18 protein-coding genes are annotated in these 16,750 nt (G+C 47.1%); 11 read left to right on the forward strand and 7 right to left on the reverse strand.

Annotated features, from left to right (window positions below; translation table 11 throughout):
• Positions 1–4 precede the first annotated feature (4 nt).
• From EKM99_RS06130 to EKM99_RS06140, 3 genes are all read left to right on the forward strand, one after another.
• Positions 5–802 (forward strand): hypothetical protein, encoded by a 798-nt coding sequence (locus EKM99_RS06130; RefSeq protein ID WP_125581914.1) that lies wholly within the window; start codon positions 5–7, stop codon positions 800–802.
• A 54-nt stretch (positions 803–856) separates the two neighbouring features.
• Positions 857–1,729, forward strand: a complete 873-nt coding sequence (locus tag EKM99_RS06135; RefSeq protein ID WP_125581916.1) for an ABC transporter permease family protein — start codon at positions 857–859, stop codon at positions 1,727–1,729.
• A 109-nt stretch (positions 1,730–1,838) separates the two neighbouring features.
• On the forward strand, positions 1,839–2,735 hold the full coding sequence (locus EKM99_RS06140; protein WP_125581918.1) for an ABC transporter ATP-binding protein: 897 nt from the start codon (positions 1,839–1,841) through the stop codon (positions 2,733–2,735).
• Positions 2,736–2,956: 221 nt separating this feature from the next.
• On the opposite strand, the gene EKM99_RS06145 is transcribed toward EKM99_RS06140, so the two are convergent.
• From EKM99_RS06145 to EKM99_RS06155, 3 genes are all read right to left on the reverse strand, one after another.
• Positions 2,957–3,739 (reverse strand): SDR family NAD(P)-dependent oxidoreductase, encoded by a 783-nt coding sequence (locus tag EKM99_RS06145; protein WP_125581920.1) that lies wholly within the window; start codon positions 3,737–3,739, stop codon positions 2,957–2,959.
• Between the two features lie 214 nt (positions 3,740–3,953).
• Entirely contained in the window at positions 3,954–4,277 is a 324-nt protein-coding gene (locus tag EKM99_RS06150) for a DMT family transporter (RefSeq protein ID WP_125581922.1), read from the reverse strand.
• A gap of 248 nt (positions 4,278–4,525) precedes the next feature.
• On the reverse strand, positions 4,526–5,206 hold the full coding sequence (locus tag EKM99_RS06155; RefSeq protein WP_125581924.1) for an N-acetylmuramoyl-L-alanine amidase: 681 nt from the start codon (positions 5,204–5,206) through the stop codon (positions 4,526–4,528).
• A gap of 257 nt (positions 5,207–5,463) precedes the next feature.
• Between EKM99_RS06155 and EKM99_RS06160 the strand changes: the two genes are divergently transcribed.
• A complete protein-coding gene (locus EKM99_RS06160; protein WP_125581926.1) occupies positions 5,464–5,724 on the forward strand; it encodes a Mor transcription activator family protein in 261 nt (86 codons plus the stop codon).
• Between the two features lie 138 nt (positions 5,725–5,862).
• Here the strand turns inward: EKM99_RS06160 and EKM99_RS06165 are convergent, their stop codons facing one another.
• Complete coding sequence (locus EKM99_RS06165) at positions 5,863–6,810, reverse strand: helix-turn-helix transcriptional regulator (protein WP_125581928.1); 948 nt, start codon at positions 6,808–6,810, stop codon at positions 5,863–5,865.
• 89 nt (positions 6,811–6,899) lie between these two features.
• On the opposite strand from EKM99_RS06165, the gene EKM99_RS06170 reads away from it, so the two are divergent.
• From EKM99_RS06170 to budA, 5 genes are all read left to right on the forward strand, one after another.
• Positions 6,900–7,154, forward strand: coding sequence for a Mor transcription activator family protein (locus EKM99_RS06170; RefSeq protein ID WP_125581930.1), 255 nt, complete (start codon positions 6,900–6,902; stop codon positions 7,152–7,154).
• 104 nt (positions 7,155–7,258) lie between these two features.
• Positions 7,259–7,516, forward strand: a complete 258-nt coding sequence (locus EKM99_RS06175; RefSeq protein ID WP_125581932.1) for a Mor transcription activator family protein — start codon at positions 7,259–7,261, stop codon at positions 7,514–7,516.
• Between the two features lie 149 nt (positions 7,517–7,665).
• Positions 7,666–9,831 (forward strand): hypothetical protein, encoded by a 2,166-nt coding sequence (locus EKM99_RS06180; protein ID WP_125581934.1) that lies wholly within the window; start codon positions 7,666–7,668, stop codon positions 9,829–9,831.
• Positions 9,832–9,940: 109 nt separating this feature from the next.
• Positions 9,941–10,507, forward strand: a complete 567-nt coding sequence (locus EKM99_RS06185) for a nucleotidyltransferase family protein (protein ID WP_125581936.1) — start codon at positions 9,941–9,943, stop codon at positions 10,505–10,507.
• Positions 10,508–10,738: 231 nt separating this feature from the next.
• A complete protein-coding gene (gene budA, locus EKM99_RS06190; protein WP_125581938.1) occupies positions 10,739–11,452 on the forward strand; it encodes an acetolactate decarboxylase in 714 nt (237 codons plus the stop codon).
• Positions 11,453–12,253: 801 nt separating this feature from the next.
• Here budA and EKM99_RS06195 read toward each other — a convergent pair.
• The gene (locus tag EKM99_RS06195; protein ID WP_125581940.1) at positions 12,254–12,757 is read right to left on the reverse strand and encodes a DUF2798 domain-containing protein; all 504 of its coding nucleotides are present in this window, start codon (positions 12,755–12,757) and stop codon (positions 12,254–12,256) included.
• Positions 12,758–13,301: 544 nt separating this feature from the next.
• Positions 13,302–13,580: a type II toxin-antitoxin system RelB/DinJ family antitoxin gene (locus EKM99_RS06205; RefSeq protein ID WP_125581944.1), complete on the reverse strand. Its 279-nt coding sequence runs from the start codon at positions 13,578–13,580 to the stop codon at positions 13,302–13,304.
• A 440-nt stretch (positions 13,581–14,020) separates the two neighbouring features.
• On the opposite strand from EKM99_RS06205, the gene EKM99_RS06210 reads away from it, so the two are divergent.
• The gene (locus tag EKM99_RS06210) at positions 14,021–15,034 is read left to right on the forward strand and encodes a C40 family peptidase (RefSeq protein WP_125581946.1); all 1,014 of its coding nucleotides are present in this window, start codon (positions 14,021–14,023) and stop codon (positions 15,032–15,034) included.
• A gap of 169 nt (positions 15,035–15,203) precedes the next feature.
• Positions 15,204–15,449, forward strand: a complete 246-nt coding sequence (locus tag EKM99_RS06215; protein ID WP_125581948.1) for an antitoxin of toxin-antitoxin stability system — start codon at positions 15,204–15,206, stop codon at positions 15,447–15,449.
• Positions 15,450–16,119: 670 nt separating this feature from the next.
• Here the strand turns inward: EKM99_RS06215 and EKM99_RS06220 are convergent.
• Positions 16,120–16,689 (reverse strand): DUF1097 domain-containing protein, encoded by a 570-nt coding sequence (locus EKM99_RS06220; RefSeq protein ID WP_125581950.1) that lies wholly within the window; start codon positions 16,687–16,689, stop codon positions 16,120–16,122.
• Positions 16,690–16,750: the final 61 nt, after the last annotated feature.

Below are 16,750 nucleotides of genomic sequence, written 5' to 3' on the forward strand. Positions count from 1 at the left end.
AAGTATGTTAATGAAAGAAATAGGTGCAGTGGCAAGATTTACCTTTATTCGAGATGTGAGGAAAAGTTCGTATTGGTCGGGAATCATTTGGCCCTTTTCCGTGATTGTGCTGATTTCAGTCTTCTTCCTGGAACCGCTATATGGTGATTCAAAAGGAATGGTTGTTGATTTTAAAGGTGCTGAAGTGATTCTAGCGGTGAGTGTTATCACGATTGGATTGGTATTTTCACCGATAATGGGTAGTGAATCAGAGAAGGACCGTTCGTCAAAGGTGAGTGACTTATTGTGGTCAATGAGTGGTCCGCGTACGCAATTAATTGGCAGATTCTTGGGAGTGATATTGCTGATGATATTTAGTATGTCACTCTATATTCTGTTTTTTTTCATCCTAAACGAATATAGCGCTTGGTTGCGAGACGCATTTAAAGCGTTTGAACCAGTGACTGGTGTTATTGGTGCCTGTCTATTGTTGCAAGCCACTCTCTGGATACTAGTTTTGTCAGCAAATATTGGTATGCTTGTAAAGAATAAAAGCCATTTGTCACAAGCAATTTCAGTGATTCCGGCATATACCATAATTTGTAGTGTTGTCAACGCACAACTGAGCGGGGAATCCCAGTGGGGGAATCTGATCAAAAAGATGGTTTGGGGGTTGCCAGTCTTATCACAGTTGTTTGAGTTTCATAGGGTATTGATTCACGTTGATTCAATGCTAATGGTTCTCTTGTCAGTGATTGTCCAATTTGCGCTATGGTTGGTCTATTCGTGGTTTGTTTTAAGATTATACAGTAAGTACTCATAAGCTGATATCGGAGGGGATATTATTTCAAATGGAGGGAAATCCAATATAGCTCAAATGATTGTTATAGCAAGGCATGAAACCTATAATCAGGTGACGTCGATATCTTATTGGACAATAATAATTTGGCCGTTATTGTTTACATCAATTTTTGATAGATATGAAGGTGCTGATTTTAATATCGATAGTCTCTCAAGTTTTGAAGTAGAGAAACTATGGGGAAATGTTTTGCCAGGCTTCATATTTATGGTGTGCCTATCTTATGTATCAATTATTGCCAGCTCCGTGGCTACTGACAAAACTAGCAAGTTAGGTGAAATACTAATAGTTATGGTGGACGCTAAAGAACAGTTGTTCGGTAAGATTATGAGCATATACTTGTTGCTAGGCGGGCAGATGCTGATATATCTTTTGTTCTTCAAGATTTATGGAGAATCGACAGGTAGTAGATTCTTGATAGAATTATTTGCAAAAACGCCAAGTTGGCTTTTAGTATATGTTGTTTTGGATACAATTGTTGCGATTTTTATTTCCTTAATCTGGACGACTGAATTTGCCTCTTACATCAATGATGAGAGCCAAATACCAGCCGCTATCATTCCTGTGATGCTACTAATCGGCACAGGGGCGGTCGTAGCAATTTTCTTTAATAGTCCGGTGTATTTTTCGTCAGGAATCTCTACTATGAGGGTGTATATAAACGTGATTTTAGTAGTTCCACCAATTGGATCATTACTATTTCCGACACTATTAGCAGAAAAGAGTGTGACGTATTGGGAAGCTCTACTGAACCTAGTATTGGAGTTGCTCATTACGACTGCAATCTTTCGGAAAAGTGTCAAACAGTATCGTGAGGGAATGTTGTCTAAGAAAATCGGAAGTCCCATGTTCAGGGCATTTTCAATGAATTCTAGGGAGAAATATAAATGATGAGCAAAGTTAGATGCTCTTGTACGAGTGTTTACAGGGATTTGCCGAAGAACACGATTAGGATGATCAGGTAAGAATAGTCGAAAAATATTCAGTGGGAGGGAAGATTATGCTTGAATTGAATAGCGTTCGAAAGAGATTTAAACGGTTTGCAGCGGTTGAAAATCTTTCTTTCAAGGTAAAAGAAGGCGAAATTGTAAGTTTAATTGGTCAAAATGGGGCAGGAAAATCGACAACTTTCCACATGATTTTAGACTTTTTTCAACCAGATAAAGGGCAGATTCTTTGGGACAGTCAGGTAATGGATTGGCGGTTCAGAAGGAAAATTGGCTATATGCCGGAAGAGCGTGGGTTATACCAAAAAGAATCCATTAAAGAGCAACTTATATTTTTTGCCGCTCTTCATGGTATGAAGAAACGAGAGGCAGAAAAAATACTGATGTATTGGATGGAGAAACTGAATGTTGTTGGGAAGCCATCAGATAAGGTTGAGTCCTTATCTAAAGGCAATGCTCAAAAGATTCAGCTGATTGCGTGTTTGATGTTTAGTCCCAAGCTATTGATATTGGATGAACCATTTTCAGGGTTGGATCCAGTTAATGCGGACCTTCTGATTGAGGCAATTTTGGAAGCGAAAGCAAGAGGGACAATGATCATATTTTCCACGCATAATATGGTTAATGTCGAAAAATTAGCCGATTATATTATCATGCTAAGTCATGGAGAAACGGTTTTACAAGGGTACGTTGACGACGTTTACAAAGAATTTGGGCGACTAAGCGTTGAAGTAGAAGGTTATTCTGATATTTCTAAACTTAAAACGCTGCCGGGCATTGAAAGACTAAATCAAGACAATAACGGTCCAATCCACATAAGACTTCAGAGTGAGTCTGACGGAAAGTTATTGTTTAATAAAGTCACCAGCGAGGGTTACCTACCAGTCTTTAATCAACATTACCCTAGCCTGGAAGAAATCTTCAAGTATGAAGTTGAAGTGAATCGGTGATGACGCTGTTTTAGTGGTTACTGTTTGAAGCTCATTGAGTATGTTAAACTTGATCGTTAAATTTAGAGAATTTAGGATAATAAAAGGTGCGACATAGAAGGTGTCCAGCTAATCGCCGGATTGCTTCTATGTCGCACCTTTTTCTGTACTAATAGAAATCTCTAAAATCGCAATAGACCGCCAGCCAAGCGTACCAACCAGTGCACTTCACCCAACGTAACTTACTCCTGCAAAAACTCCGGATGGGTCTCCAAGAAGCTTTTCGCCGCGGGATGTTCCTTGAGGAAGGCTTGGAGGCTTGCGGGGTCACGGGTGGCGGCTCTGAGTGCCGTGAACTCGGACGTCTTTTGCTCGCCCGCCGGGTACAAGGTTTCCGTTTGGTTGCGGTCGGTCACGGCCTGGATGTACGCCTGAGCCACATTTTCCGGCTGCATGGCTTCACTGGTGCCCGAGATGCCCTGCACGGTGATCAAACCCACGTAAACGGCTGTGTCTGCCAGACTATCGGCCAGTGAATAACAGTAGCTGCGCAGCGCCGCCTTGGTCAGGGAGAGCGTCGTGGTCGCCTGGACGGGATGCAACGCCGCGCCACCCCCGGTAATCAGGATGTTGCGGGGGACGGTGGTATCGGCGAGGTCCAGGAACTGGCGGGTTGCGCGAATGGCCCCCAAGACGTTGCTGTCAAAGGCCTGGTCGATCCGCTCAGTTGGCGTCTCGCGGGGCTGGTCCAACGTGGTATTAGCCACGTTATAGACGAAGGTCTCGGGGATGCCAAAGTGTTGCACGACCTGCCGAAAGAGGTCGGCGGTCGATTGAGAATTGGTGGCGTCAGCGACGAGCCAATCTGCACTGATGTCTGCGGCGCGGAGTTGCGTGGTCATCCGCTGTAGCGCGTCCTCGTGCCGAGCGGCCAGGACCACGTGCTTCCCTTGTTGCCCGAAAGCTTGTGCAATCGCGAAGCCAAATCCTGATCCTGCGCCTAAAATGACGACCGTTTCTGTCATAGTAAAGCCTCCAGTTCTCGTATGGGTTACCAGTCAAACTCAGGGAATCCCGTCGCTGGAAACGAAAAAAATGACGGTCACCCTGAGTGAAAGCCTGTGATGTGATACCACGCTGTGCCGCCAGAACGAACGCACAACGTGGCACCAGTATACGCTTTTTCCGTGGCCCACTGCGAGTGATTTCGCTTATAAATATTCTTATCGTAAAACTACTTTAATGGCTGGGTCCGTACAGGTTGAGCACCACAACGCCGATGACGACAAGGGCGATGCCCAGAACGCTGGCCAGGTTGAGTGATTCGTGCCACAGGACCAGTGAGAGGGCCGTGGTGATCACGATGCCGACCCCCGCCCAGATAGCGTAGGCCACGTTGAGGTCGATGAATTTCATCGCCAACGATAGGAAGAAAAAGCATAAGCCATACGCCACCAACGCGCCAACCGACGGCCAGAATCGCGAGAAGCCGGCCGCCGCCTTGAGTAGATTTGTCCCAATCAATTCGCCAATAATGGCAGTTCCTAAGTAGATGTACGGCATCCGCCACGCCCCCTTGTGTTTCGTGTGAATCCTCTTTGCTCATCTAGTCTACCAGTTTTTGGCGACGGTGGACGATTGAGAAATGAAATTTGTAATCTGACCGGCAAAACGGACCTGAGCGGGTGAGGGCTCGGGTCCGTTTTTATAAAATTAGTGATAGTTAGGCCAGCTGTCACGTCACCAGTTAGTGGAAAGAACGGGAGTCTGGTTTTGGGTTTCAGATTCAGTTTGGTGGGCAACGGCGGGGCTTATTTCAGCTGTTCATTGGTGATTGCTTCAATATCAGCCTTAGCAATCTTCGCCATGTGTTTCTTCAGGTGGGTCACGTCGCGCTTGTTCGTGATGAAACCGGATTCGACCAGGCTGTAGTCGATGCCCCGGCGGCGGAGCACGTTACAGTTCCGCAGGTTGGTTCGGAAGCTGTAGCCGTTGTAAGCGCGGTTCAGGCCAACGTATTTCTTGATGACCTTGGCCAGGCGTTTGTCACGGGCCGTGGGGTGCTTCTTGTGGATGATGACGTGGCCCCCGTGACCGGCCGGCGCGTCCAAGTGGAACATGATGACGGTCGTGTGCTTGTTGATGTTGTAAGAGCCCTGGTGATGGTAGAGCGTGTCGCTGACCAGGTTGCGCTTGGGATTGTAGAAGGTGATCGTGCTGTGGGTGACTTCCTTGGCGTACTTGCGGAGCTGGGGCAACATGTATTGCCGTAAAAAATGGGCTTCGGTGGTGCCGTTACCGCGGGCGCCAGGATCGCCGGCCCCGTGGCCCATGACGATGAGGTAATGTTTCTTCGGCGTCGTTTGCTTCACCGTTTTAGCCGTCTTGGCTGCTGTTGTGGTTGTCGTGGTCTTGGCGGAAGCTGGGGTGATGCTGAACGCCAAGGGTAGTAAGAGTAGGGCCGTGACGAGGCCTAGTTGCCATTTTCGCATATGTAAAGTCGCTCCTTATTTTTATCGTATCGTTCGGCGGCTATTTCGCTACTGAACGGTCTTAAGCATACGCTAAATGGCATGGAAAATGTAGGGGACATTTAAAAGAAAAGGAATTATACAAGACGGAATTCACAAAAAACAGCGGAGTAGACGGGAAGAATACCTTATGGGTGTAAGGCCGAATACAGTTTTAAGAGCCGTACACCTTTGGTACGCTATAAAGGCAAAAAACATTATAGCGAGGAGAATGGCCAATGGCAATGCGGGTTGATTTACTGCAAGAATCGTACGCCCAATTGTATGAATTAGTGGGTGAAGAGTTAACCGAAAAAATATATGAAATGTATCGGGGACGGCAAATTTCATTTCCCATGCGCTTGTACAACCGCGATAAGGTGGCTGAACAAATTGTGGAGGAATACGATGGCCACAATCTCGCCGAGCTCACCAAGAAGTATGAATACTCCCAGCGGTGGATTCGCCAGATTATTCAGAAGCACCGGGAAGAGCAATAGGAAAAGACGTTTGGACAAGTGCCCAAGCGTCTTTTTTTGACGACAGCATTAGCGATGGCCGTTCATACCAGATACACTGAACGGTAGTGGTTCTGAAGGGGCATCCATTGGAGTAGCTGACTGGTTCGGGAGCCAATGTTAGTAGCGGGCCTGCATCTGTGCCAGCTCGTTCCGGACGTCGGCGACAAAGGTGCTGGGCGACTGGACCTGAACCATGGCGCCTTGGCTGAGTAGCCACATCTTGGCGCCACGGTCAAAGGTGGTGGCTTCAATCAAGGCGGCATCCTCGTCAGGGTAACGGGCAATGACTTTGGCCGTAGGAAAGCGATCCAAGGCGGCCTCCACGATGCCCCAGAATTTAAAGCGAACCGTCATTTTATTTCCCGGCTGCATGTAGTGGACCAGCCGGCGCATTTCGCCATCCTCAAACCGTTCTGCTCGGGTGCGCGTGATGGGCTGCTGATTGGTGACCTGGATGTGGCGAATCCGGTCGACACGGTAGAAGAGGTTGTTTTGGTACTTGGCGTTGTAGGCCACCACGTAAAAGTAGTATTCCGAAAAGATAATGGCTTCGGGGAGAATCGTGCGGGTCACAATTTCACGGTGTTGGCGCTGATAGGTGATGGTCAGCGTTTGTCGTTGGCTGATGAAGCGACTGAGTTCCCAGACACTGTTCAGGAGCGGCTGCCCGTGATGGACGGGCTGGTAGTAAAAACGTTCATTTTTGATGATGGGTTGAATCTCAGCCTGGTCAGTGGCGGGGATGAGTTGGAGCAGGCCATCAATAGTTTGGGTCATTTCAACCGTGGTCAACGACCGGCTGGCCAACACAATCTTGATGAGCAAGAGGATGGCTTGCTTGGAGACGGTGGCTTGGGTGGTTTCAAGCTGGTAGCCGCCGGATTGACGGTGATAGGTTAGTTGATAAAATAAGCGCTGGTCCGTGATGAACTGGCGAATCTGACTGAAGTCCCGTTGAATCATGCGGGGACTGACGTGAAAGCGTTCGGCCATTTCTGATTTCTGTACCAGGTGATGCGTTAGTAGTAATTGAAAAATAATAAGTTGACGGTAGGCGGCATTCATTTGGCGGCCTCCTTTTTTTGTAGGTGGACATATTTTGTCTAGTTGTCATTGTAAACTCAAGTCATTCAGTTAGCAATGGAGGAATCGACATGGATGAAATGCAGAACTGGCACGAGCAGTATCGGGAGTTGGCCAGAGTTATCGGGCCCGGTGCCACGAAAAAGTTGTGCGCCTACTTTGGTGGTTCACAGATCAGTTTTCCCAAGCGCTTGTGGGACCAGCAAAAAGAGGCCGTGGTCATTCGGGAAGAATATCAAAGGGGGATGAGCGTGGTGGCGCTAGCGCGAAAGCACAATTACGCCAGTCGCAGCATTCGCCGAATCTTGGCAAGACCTCAGGCGTAGTGCCTGGCAACTTGCCGGTGGGGTGTACGGCCAACGCCATTTTAGCTAGCATTGAACGTTTGCTACTCTGTGGAGTGTAGAAATCAGTGAAGGAGGAATTTTAAATGAAAATGCAAGTCGATTTATTACAGGATACGTATGCTCAGCTGGTGGAATTAGTGGGTGAAGACCTGACGGAGAAGATTTTTCAGCTGTATCGCGGTCAGCAGGTGTCGTTTCCCATGCGCCTCTACGCCCGGGACAAGGTGGCGGAGCAAATCCGGATTGAATACAATGGCCACAACATCGCTGATCTGACGCGGAAATATGACTATTCTCAGCGTTGGGTGCGGCAGATGATTCAGTTGGGGCGGGAGAAGTGAGGGGGCATAAAATTACGAAACTTATATTGAGTAAACAATTTTTTTAATGCTAGAATAGCTCGCTTGGCAGTAATATAATTAAAGAGTATAGCTTGCAAGGGAGACGACTCTTTGAGCTAGAGACAGATGAATTCGAGGAAGTGACAAGAATGGAATTAATCATAATAATTGCAATCGTTGTGATTGCTGCAACTGTAGGAAAGAAATACTGGAAGTGGATTATCGGAGTGCCGGTAGCATTGCTCGTATTTGGTATGTTTGGGAATCATCCTATAATCATTTTGATTTTAGTTGCTACTATTGGAATTCTAATCTATTCGAATAGTGAAACTGTTAAATCGAAAAGAATGGAAAGGCGATTTAACGCCTGGATCAAGCAAAATTCTGAAAGCAATTATACTTATGATGGCATTGCTGAAAGAATGGAGGGGCTTGGAAGAGCGTTGCCTTTTTCAGGAGATGAGGTTCCTTTTGGTCGGGCTGAGTACTTTGCGTCTTCGTTTGAGAATATATTCGGGAACGGAGATATCGTATACGGATACTATCCAATTCGGAGTTCAATTGATTCGGAATTACGTGAATATGGAATTGTTGTGACTAACCGTGGTATTGGGATTGCGACACAAGTTCTCTCGAAGGATACCAAAGATAAAGAGTCCCGATTCGTTGTCGACAGTGTTGAACTTTTATTTTCTGGTATGTGGTTTGTTACCTATGATGAAGAAAAGCAGACTATAACGATTTGCTCAGGGTTAAAAGAAGCAAAAATAAAGTTAGAGGAGTATCCACTTCTCAATTACGGCCTGTTAGTTGCCAATACGGATAGACTAATAAAGGCGGGATTTACACGTGACTTATATACCGGATTGATTGATGAAAAGTTCAATCAGAGTTTAGATAATGATTTGGCTAACCTTGAGGCTGACGAACAGGATGGGGACGATAATCGCAAGGCTATGTTTGATGAGTATAGTCATGTAGCTGAGAAAAATCTGAACGCCAGTGCTGATGCTAGCGCTATTAATACAGGTTCTCGTGCGCAAGCAGGGGGTACTTCGGCCAGAAATTTACATAACATTCAAATCAATCAAATGGTAAATGGACGCCAAGGTCATGGTGTCGCGGCAGAATATGCTAATTCAGTGTTAGATGGTGGTTTTTTAACGAATAGTGGATTACGAGGTCAGGACAATGCTAAGCACGGACCAGACCGGCTAAGCTTTGGCAAAAAGGTACAAGTCAAAACGTCTATTAGGCTAGATAGTAATGGCCAATATGCCGGGAAAAATAGTGCTGACAGCATTAAGTTGGCATTCAAAGATGGAAATACGCAAAAAATGGGGAAATATCAATATGGAGAAATGCCTACGGAGGTTCCAAAAGACCAGTACCGTAGCTCTATTGAGTACATGAGAAAACAAATTGAAAAGGGAAATGTTGAAGGACATACAGATCCCAACGATGCCTCAAAGTTAGTCAAGTGTGGCCTTTTCGAGGGGGACCGCTATGCTAGAATCGTGAAGGCAGGAACCATTGAATCCCTCACGGTAGATTCCTTAAATGCCGTGGAACAATCATTACCAACGATTGGAATTACATTTATAATGACTTATGCTTCTGCAAGATGGCAGGGAGCTGAAAAGAAAGATGCTGCAAAAATTGCTGGGGGTTCGGCAATCTCTGCGGGCGTCATGTCAGCGGGGGCTATTTTGTTTTCTAGTCAAGCCGCAAAGTCTAAAATCGGTCAAAAATTGGTAAGCTCCGGATTGGCTAAAAGCATAGGCCTGAAACAGGGGGCTGAAGATATTGGAAAGTACGCCGGTAATATTATAACCGTGGCGATAACCTTTGGACCTTTAACTGTTGATGCTCTTCGGGGACGAATCTCAACGAAACAATTATTTAAAGGATCTGTTTTGGGTAGCGTTTCTATAGCAGTTGGTCTTGTTTCCGGTCCGGCGGGAATAATTACGGCACCAGTCGCTGGATACTTTACCAAAAAGGTTTTGGATATTTTTGTCGAAGATGATGCCAAAGAAATGTATCAAGTGTTTAAAGAAGAATTCTTAGATGTGGTCATGGTGTCCGGACTTACTCACGAAGAATTCCAAGAGATTTTAAAAATGACCTTCCAGAACAAGAAGCTTGGTTCGTGGTTAAAGGATATGTTTGCTGCTAATGATTCGCGGAACTTTGCAAGAAACATTTTAGTGAGTGAGGCAGTTTCAGATATTCTCAGCAAACGTGAAAAAATTACGAATGAAGAAGTTATCGACGCCTATGCAACGGCTAAGAATGACTATGTATCGGCTTAATGAAATTTTGTATATCCAGATTGTGTTGCTAATTTTGTCATAGCTAAGAAAAACTACGCTGTATTTTTTCTTTGGCTATACGTTAAACAGCTATAGGAGGCCCTAAAACATGACACCCGAATCCCAAGTCCAAGCCATCATCACCGCCAACCCTGAGCTGATGCACATCCTGGAACTCATCCGCGACTGCCACCTCAAGCAGGGAGCGCTGGCGGCCGGTAGTATTCGCAATACGGTTTGGCAGGTGCTGAGCGGGCAGCCGGTGGCACTCCTCAGCGACATTGACGTGGTATTCTTCGACCCCGAGCGGCCGGCCAGTGATGACCTGAAGATTTACGCACACCTGACCGAGCTGGCGCCACAGTACCAGTGGCAAGTGAAAAATGAGGTCTATATGGCCCACTACAATTTCCCAGACGCGCCCGAGTTCACGTCCGTGGCCGACGCCATTGGCCACTTCATCGAGGTGCCCACCTGCATTGGCGCCTACCTGGACGAGGACGGAGAGACGGTTCGGCTGATTGCACCCCATGGTGTGGCCGACCTGGTTCATTTTCGCTGTCGACCGATTCCCTTTTACCAGCAGGACGCCCAACACCTGGCCCTCTTTCGTCAGCGCATGGCGGCGAAGCAGTGGCAGAAGACCTGGCCACGGCTGGTCGTGTCGGAGAGTTAAAGCTGCGGGTGGGGGATGAAACTGGGCGGTTGACGTTTCGTTGTCTTTGAAATTTGTGGAGACTACTCAATAGTTTAAAGACCCCCGATCCGCTATCGTTAGACATAAAATTTAGCAGGATAAATGATCAGTTGTATACGGATGGCTGGTCATTTTTGACTACCCAATTCCTTGCAATCCCCGCCCCACGCGGTATCGTAGAGGCAAAGCACAACGAAAGGAAGCTTCCAAATGAAAAAGACAGCGACACTCTACCAACACGGAACGCTGGCGTTGCTGGTGCCCGGATTATTGGCCGGCACGCTGACGATGACCGAACTATTGCGGCACGGGGACACCGGCATCGGTACCGGGGAAGGGCTCGACGGGGAGCTGATTATTCTTGACGGTCACCCGTACCAGGTCAATGCCCATGGCGACGTTTGCGAGGTTCCCGGGGACTTTACCCTGCCCTTTGCCAACGTCCACTACGCCGACTACCAGCCGTTGATGACGGTGCTGGGCGCCAGTCAGGCCGACCTCAACCAGCAGATTCGCGCGCTGGCTCAGCTGGACAACGCCTTCTTCTCCGTCAAGGTGACCGGTCTGTTCACGGCCATTCGCACCCGGGCCGTCGCCAAGTCGGAACCGCCGTACCAAACGTTGGCGCAGGCCGCCCAGCAGCAACGGGTGTTCTCACGCGGTGAAGTCACCGGGACGCTGATTGGCTACTACGCACCGGAACTCTATGACGGCATCGCGGTTGCCGGATTCCACGACCACTTTCTAGCGGATGATCACTCGTTTGGCGGCCACTTGCTCGACTTTGAAAGTGTCGACGGTGAAGTGAGCGTTCAGCCCTTTGCCACGCTGGAGCAGCACCTGCCCGTGGACGACCAGGCGTACCGGCAACATGATTTTGGAGCGGATGATATTACCGGCGATGTGCACCGGGCAGAGCGGTGAGTCGGGATGGAAAATTGGCGATATACCGGCCGTCGTTGATTTGACAGGGAGTTGTGAAAAAAATAAAATCAGCCCGATCGCCTTCATACGACCCAGGCTGATTATTTTTTCGTTGGCATGTCTAACCAAAAAGTTAACGCGTCAAATCCTAAATTAAAGACAATGAACCAAAAAACGATTGCTGGTGTGATGTGTTTGAAATTTAGCAGGATGGCTAAAACGGACAGGATAAAAATAATAATAAACTGTGGCCAACTACTGGTTAAAAATTTCCTCAGTAATTTATTGTGGTGGGATCGTTTGAGGATAAGATGTCTGAGCGATAGGCCAACGACCATTGCGATTATGGCCGGCCAAAAGGGAAAAATGGCGTGAAACATGGGCAGCACCTTCAATCGTTTTAGGCAATTGCTCCTGAATGCATTCAGAGGTCACCGACGAATTTAAGTTGGTTGGTTCTACCAGCTTGAATAGATAATAGTCCTAAAACAGGCACACATCAACAAGTTTATCGTATAAATATAATTGTAAATAGACCATCTGAGATTTTTTGCGGGGATAGACCAGATATCTTTTACTAGGGCAGGTTGACTGTCAATTTTTATTGGGTAATCTAACCCTGCCAAAAAGGCAGCTGTCACCATTAGCCAAACAGCATTTCGCAAAGTTTCTAAGTAAACTAAAACCAGCTCCAACCGCCATTTACGGCGATTGGGGCTGGTTATTTTTTCGTTGGCGTGGGACCACTGAAAAATAAAAAACGTCCCCGACTACTTGGTGGTAGCGGCGACGTTTAGTTGATTAATCTTCGATTGATTTCGTTTCTAAAGTTTCGGCTGGGGCAGTCCGCTTCTGCACGGCACCCAGGATGGCGCGGGCGATGGGCCCAACGATCAACAGCTGTAGTGGCAAGGCCATGAACAGGTTGAAAATCCAGGTGTGCAGGTAAGTGAGGAAGACGTTGCCGCCAAAGTTTTGGGTGACCACCATGCCAAACAGCGACATCAGCGTGACCATCCCGGCCACCATCATCACGGAAATGGTGAGGGCAATCCGAATTTGTTTCTTCTTCATGTAATCATTAATAATGAAGTGGAAGAAGATGTATTTAACGCCGGGGCCGATGATCCCCAAGTCGCAAATAGCGGCGACGATGAGGGCCAGTGGGTAGCCAACCAAGACTTCACGAATGAAGTGGTTGGAGAACCCGTCGGCTAAAGCGATGTTGTAACCAGCCATGACCAAGACCATCAGGCCCGCCATCACAGCAGTGAAAAGTAATTCTTCTTTGAAATTTTTAGGCATTGTGTTGCTCCTCGTTTAAATTTCCCACGAGATGCTAGCGTACCACAAAATTTCGATTCGTGTAAGGATTATTTGTGATGACTTAGTTGATAACAGTGGTGATACAGAGTGAAAAGCCATGAAAACACACTTGCTAACCGTTTTCAGGATTAGTAAGCGTGCTTTGAAATAAATTACTCAAATAAATCGCTATGCGTTCCGATACCCAGGAATACCGTTATTCGTTCATCGTCATAGTATACGAGCAAATGATTACCATTGTGGCCATCTAAATGCAATTCTAGTACCTTTATTGTTGCATGATTATTTAGACCAAAATCCCGTTTTAGTCGCTGAATCAGGCTTTTAGGGACGTGAAGAGGATGCACGTAGAAGTATTCAGGTAGCGGATTGCGTTCTTCAAATGAATCAAGGATGTAACGCCACGCTGAGCGATTTTTCCCATCAAATGGTAAGTTACCTTCAAAGATTGGTTGCCATCGGGAACTTTTACGAACCTTTTTGTATTGTCGTTTAAAGTTTGCGGTAAAGTACACTTTGTGGGTCATGAGTTTAGTGCGCGTTCAAATTCATCGACGGTACCACCTTCTAAAGGGGTACCACCTTCCAGAGAATCCGCAAATTGTCCGATTGATTCGATCACTTGATGATTGGGTAAGGCGAAATCATCTGGTAGACCATTTTCAGCTGCTTGGGTCAGGATGATACGCATGTACTCAGATAGTGTCAAGCCGGATTTTTCAATGTTAGCCTGAGCCTTTAGCTTGATATCGTGGCGAATACGGGTGTTTACCCGGTCATTTTCGATTGCATTTGGTTTCATTAGTCTCACCTCTTGAAATCAGTGTACACCAATAGTCGTACATACGGAAACGATTCGCTCATGTTCAAACTGAGTCTACGGGAAAAAGCGGTTGGCACTGGGTGCGAAGACAGGCAGCTAGGCCAGCTGCTATCAATTTCGTCATTTCCCGCGTAAAAATTCGAACTCCCTATAGTCGCTGACAAAGCTGTCAGCGGCTATTTTTAAGGTAAGCAGACACTAGATGACCGCCAGTAAGCGTTACGACTTGAAAACCTGTACGTACAACGCTATCTCAGTCTTAGCGGAAGTACATAGCCATTCCCACCACCTAAGTCCGTGAAGGAACGACCGCATTCTGCAAGGTAAACCACATTACCCCCGAACCGCGAAATTTAGTAGGATTATCCTGTATTCATGGTTTCATAACTAAATAGTTAACCAATCAGGAGGGATTCACAGTGCACAAAGTTAAGTACATATTGAGCGGCTTCTTCGCGCTCGGCTTAATGGTTACGGGATTTGCGGCCCAACCAGTCACTGCCCAAGCTAGCAGTAGTGCGGACAAAGTCGTTTATAACAAGGCTTATAAGAAGACCAAGACGCTGTATCACACCAAGTACAGCTTCTACAAGAATCTTTATAAGACGGGGATGAAGCGTTCGGCGTCGGCTAAATACGACTACGAACACAACTTCAAGGTTACCCGGATTGCTAAGAACGGGCATGGCGTTTTCTACAAGACAAACCAAGGGTGGATTCGTCAGGATGCCTTTTACAAGTGGGTCCGTTATACCAACAAAATGAATTACACGATGAAGGTTAACAAGAGCCACATTTTGCTCTACAACAAGCCTAAGGGGTTGAAGGATGCCAAGGTGATAGGGAGTACCAGTACCAAGCAACTCGTCGGTCATTGGTACCACGTGGACAAGCGGGTGGAATTGAACACCACGCCATCGAAGTCCGGGTACTACCGCATCAACGTCGGCGACAAGAATTACTGGATCCGGGCCAAGTACATGACCATGGATCAAAAGGCTCTCAAGGGAAACATCAAGAAGGTTGAAAAGGCCATCAAGACGGGTTCCGCATTGGTCGGGCAATCCAAGTACCTCTGGGGTGGCGGCCGGACGAGCTCCAGCATCGCGGCACGGCGGTTTGACTGCTCGTCCTTCATCCACTGGATCTACGCCAAGTCAGGCGTGCGCTTAGGACCTGCATCCAGCTGCACGACTTACACGCTGATTCACATGGGCCGGAAAATTAAGGCCAAGGACATGAAACGTGGCGACATTTTCTTCTTCAACGACAAGTCCGAAGGGGCTAATTGTCACGTCGCCATTTACATGGGCAACAAGGTCTTCCTGCACGATTCACCAAGTTCAGATACTGGTGGCGTCGGGATCTCCAGCTTGAACGATAGCCACTGGAAGAGCCGGTTCAACGGGAATGTTCGCCGGTTAGTGGGTTAACTGAATGCGTTTTTGAGAAAGTCGTTGCCGGTGGGTGACGGCTTTTTTTGGTTATTAACAGGCTAGTTGTCGTTGGTAACTGCATTTGAGAGTTGGAGCGAAGCCTAACGCTTGTAAAATAGCGGGATTCATAGATACTTGTGTTAACCGGTTGAAAGGGGTGGCTGGATTGATAATCAAAGCGCGTAAGGTAGGCAAATCGACGGTTTTAACGGTACCCAGTGACATGGTGACGGCTGCTGAATATGAAGTCTGTGAGGGGCAGGATGGACAAATCATTTACATCCCTACAACACCGAATCCATTTTTAGATCCGGTGTTTGTAGCCACACATGATTTTTCACAAAAGGAAGCTTTTGCTGGACGTATGATTGGTAACGAGACTCCTGGATGTGGGGCCAACTCAGGGTGTTAGGACTTTTTGGCGACTAATTTCTGCGCGAAGTTCACCTGTTGTTTCAAATTTGAAGATGTTACGAAAATAAAATCCCAAGTATCTTCTTTACTGCGTCTCATGGTAAAATGAAATTGGAAAAGGAGAACCGTTGTGTTCACCTCACTACCATCCGTTCGCCGACGAATGGTAGTTTTTGTTTTAAAAGACAACTTAATATAGAACAACAAATGGATCACCTTTCTAAATGCAGAAGGGTGGTCCATTTAAGCTATCTCAGACCAGTTTGCCATTTGCTGGTGATTTATTAAAAGGGCCAAAAGGTTGAAACTTAAATTGTCGACGTAGCTCGTTAGCTAGTAGGGACATAACGCTGGATATTGGCAACACGGTCTAAATCTACCGCTTATCGTTCGCTAAATTTAGGTCGGAGCGCTGTGGGTAGGACGCGTTTGGAGACTGCCGGTTTTGGACAGGCTTCAAACCGAGCCGGAGGACCGCCCCTCAGGCCGCAGGCGGTCCTCACAGCAGACGGAATCTCTGGCAGCCGCAGGTGGTAATTAACCACTAGTTTGTGAATTGAATCTGTGTTAGCTGGTTTGGACTTCAAGCTTTAGAAAAAAGGGCCTGAGACCAGCAAAAATCGCCAGTCTCAGGCCCTCAACACACAATCCAAAATAAGTTATACCAGTTAGCCCATTTGGTCCTCAGGCTCGCTCTTATCCGTGTTGTCGTGGTCCTTACCGTCTTTGTCCTCTTCCTTTTCCGGGAAGAACTTGAACATGACCTTGTTAAAGTAGTCCGACGCGTAGCCAATCACGAAGATTCCCATGAACATGGATGCCAGCAGTTCAAAGCAGAACATTGGCCAGCTCTTGATCGTGATGTTGGAGATGATCAGCATGGTCGTCCCCCAAGTAATCAGCCAAGCCGGAACTTCCGTGAACGGCAGGATGGTCCCTTGCAAGAAGAGGGCCAGGAAGGTGAGAATCCCAAACATAATCGAGGAGGCCACCAAGCCGGAAATCCAGGACACGTGCAAGAGTGAGAACGCCAGCAGACCCCAGATCAGGCCCAGGCAGAAGCTCAACATAATATTCCAAATTTTATCCTTCGGGAAACCGGCCCCAAAGAAGTAGGACACGGCAATGAAGGCCGCCGCCCCCATCCAGAGTGAAAAGCCCGTCATGATTAAGCTGTAAACGATGGTGAAGCCACCGACCCCAATGGAGTCGAACCAAACTTTTTTACTAATTTTCATGAGTGTAATCCCCTTTGCTAGTTAGCGCTTCCATTTCTACATAAATTACAGTGTAACTAAT

Origin of the sequence: Levilactobacillus cerevisiae (genome assembly GCF_003946245.1) — a bacterium.
Lineage (GTDB): Bacteria > Bacillota > Bacilli > Lactobacillales > Lactobacillaceae > Levilactobacillus > Levilactobacillus cerevisiae.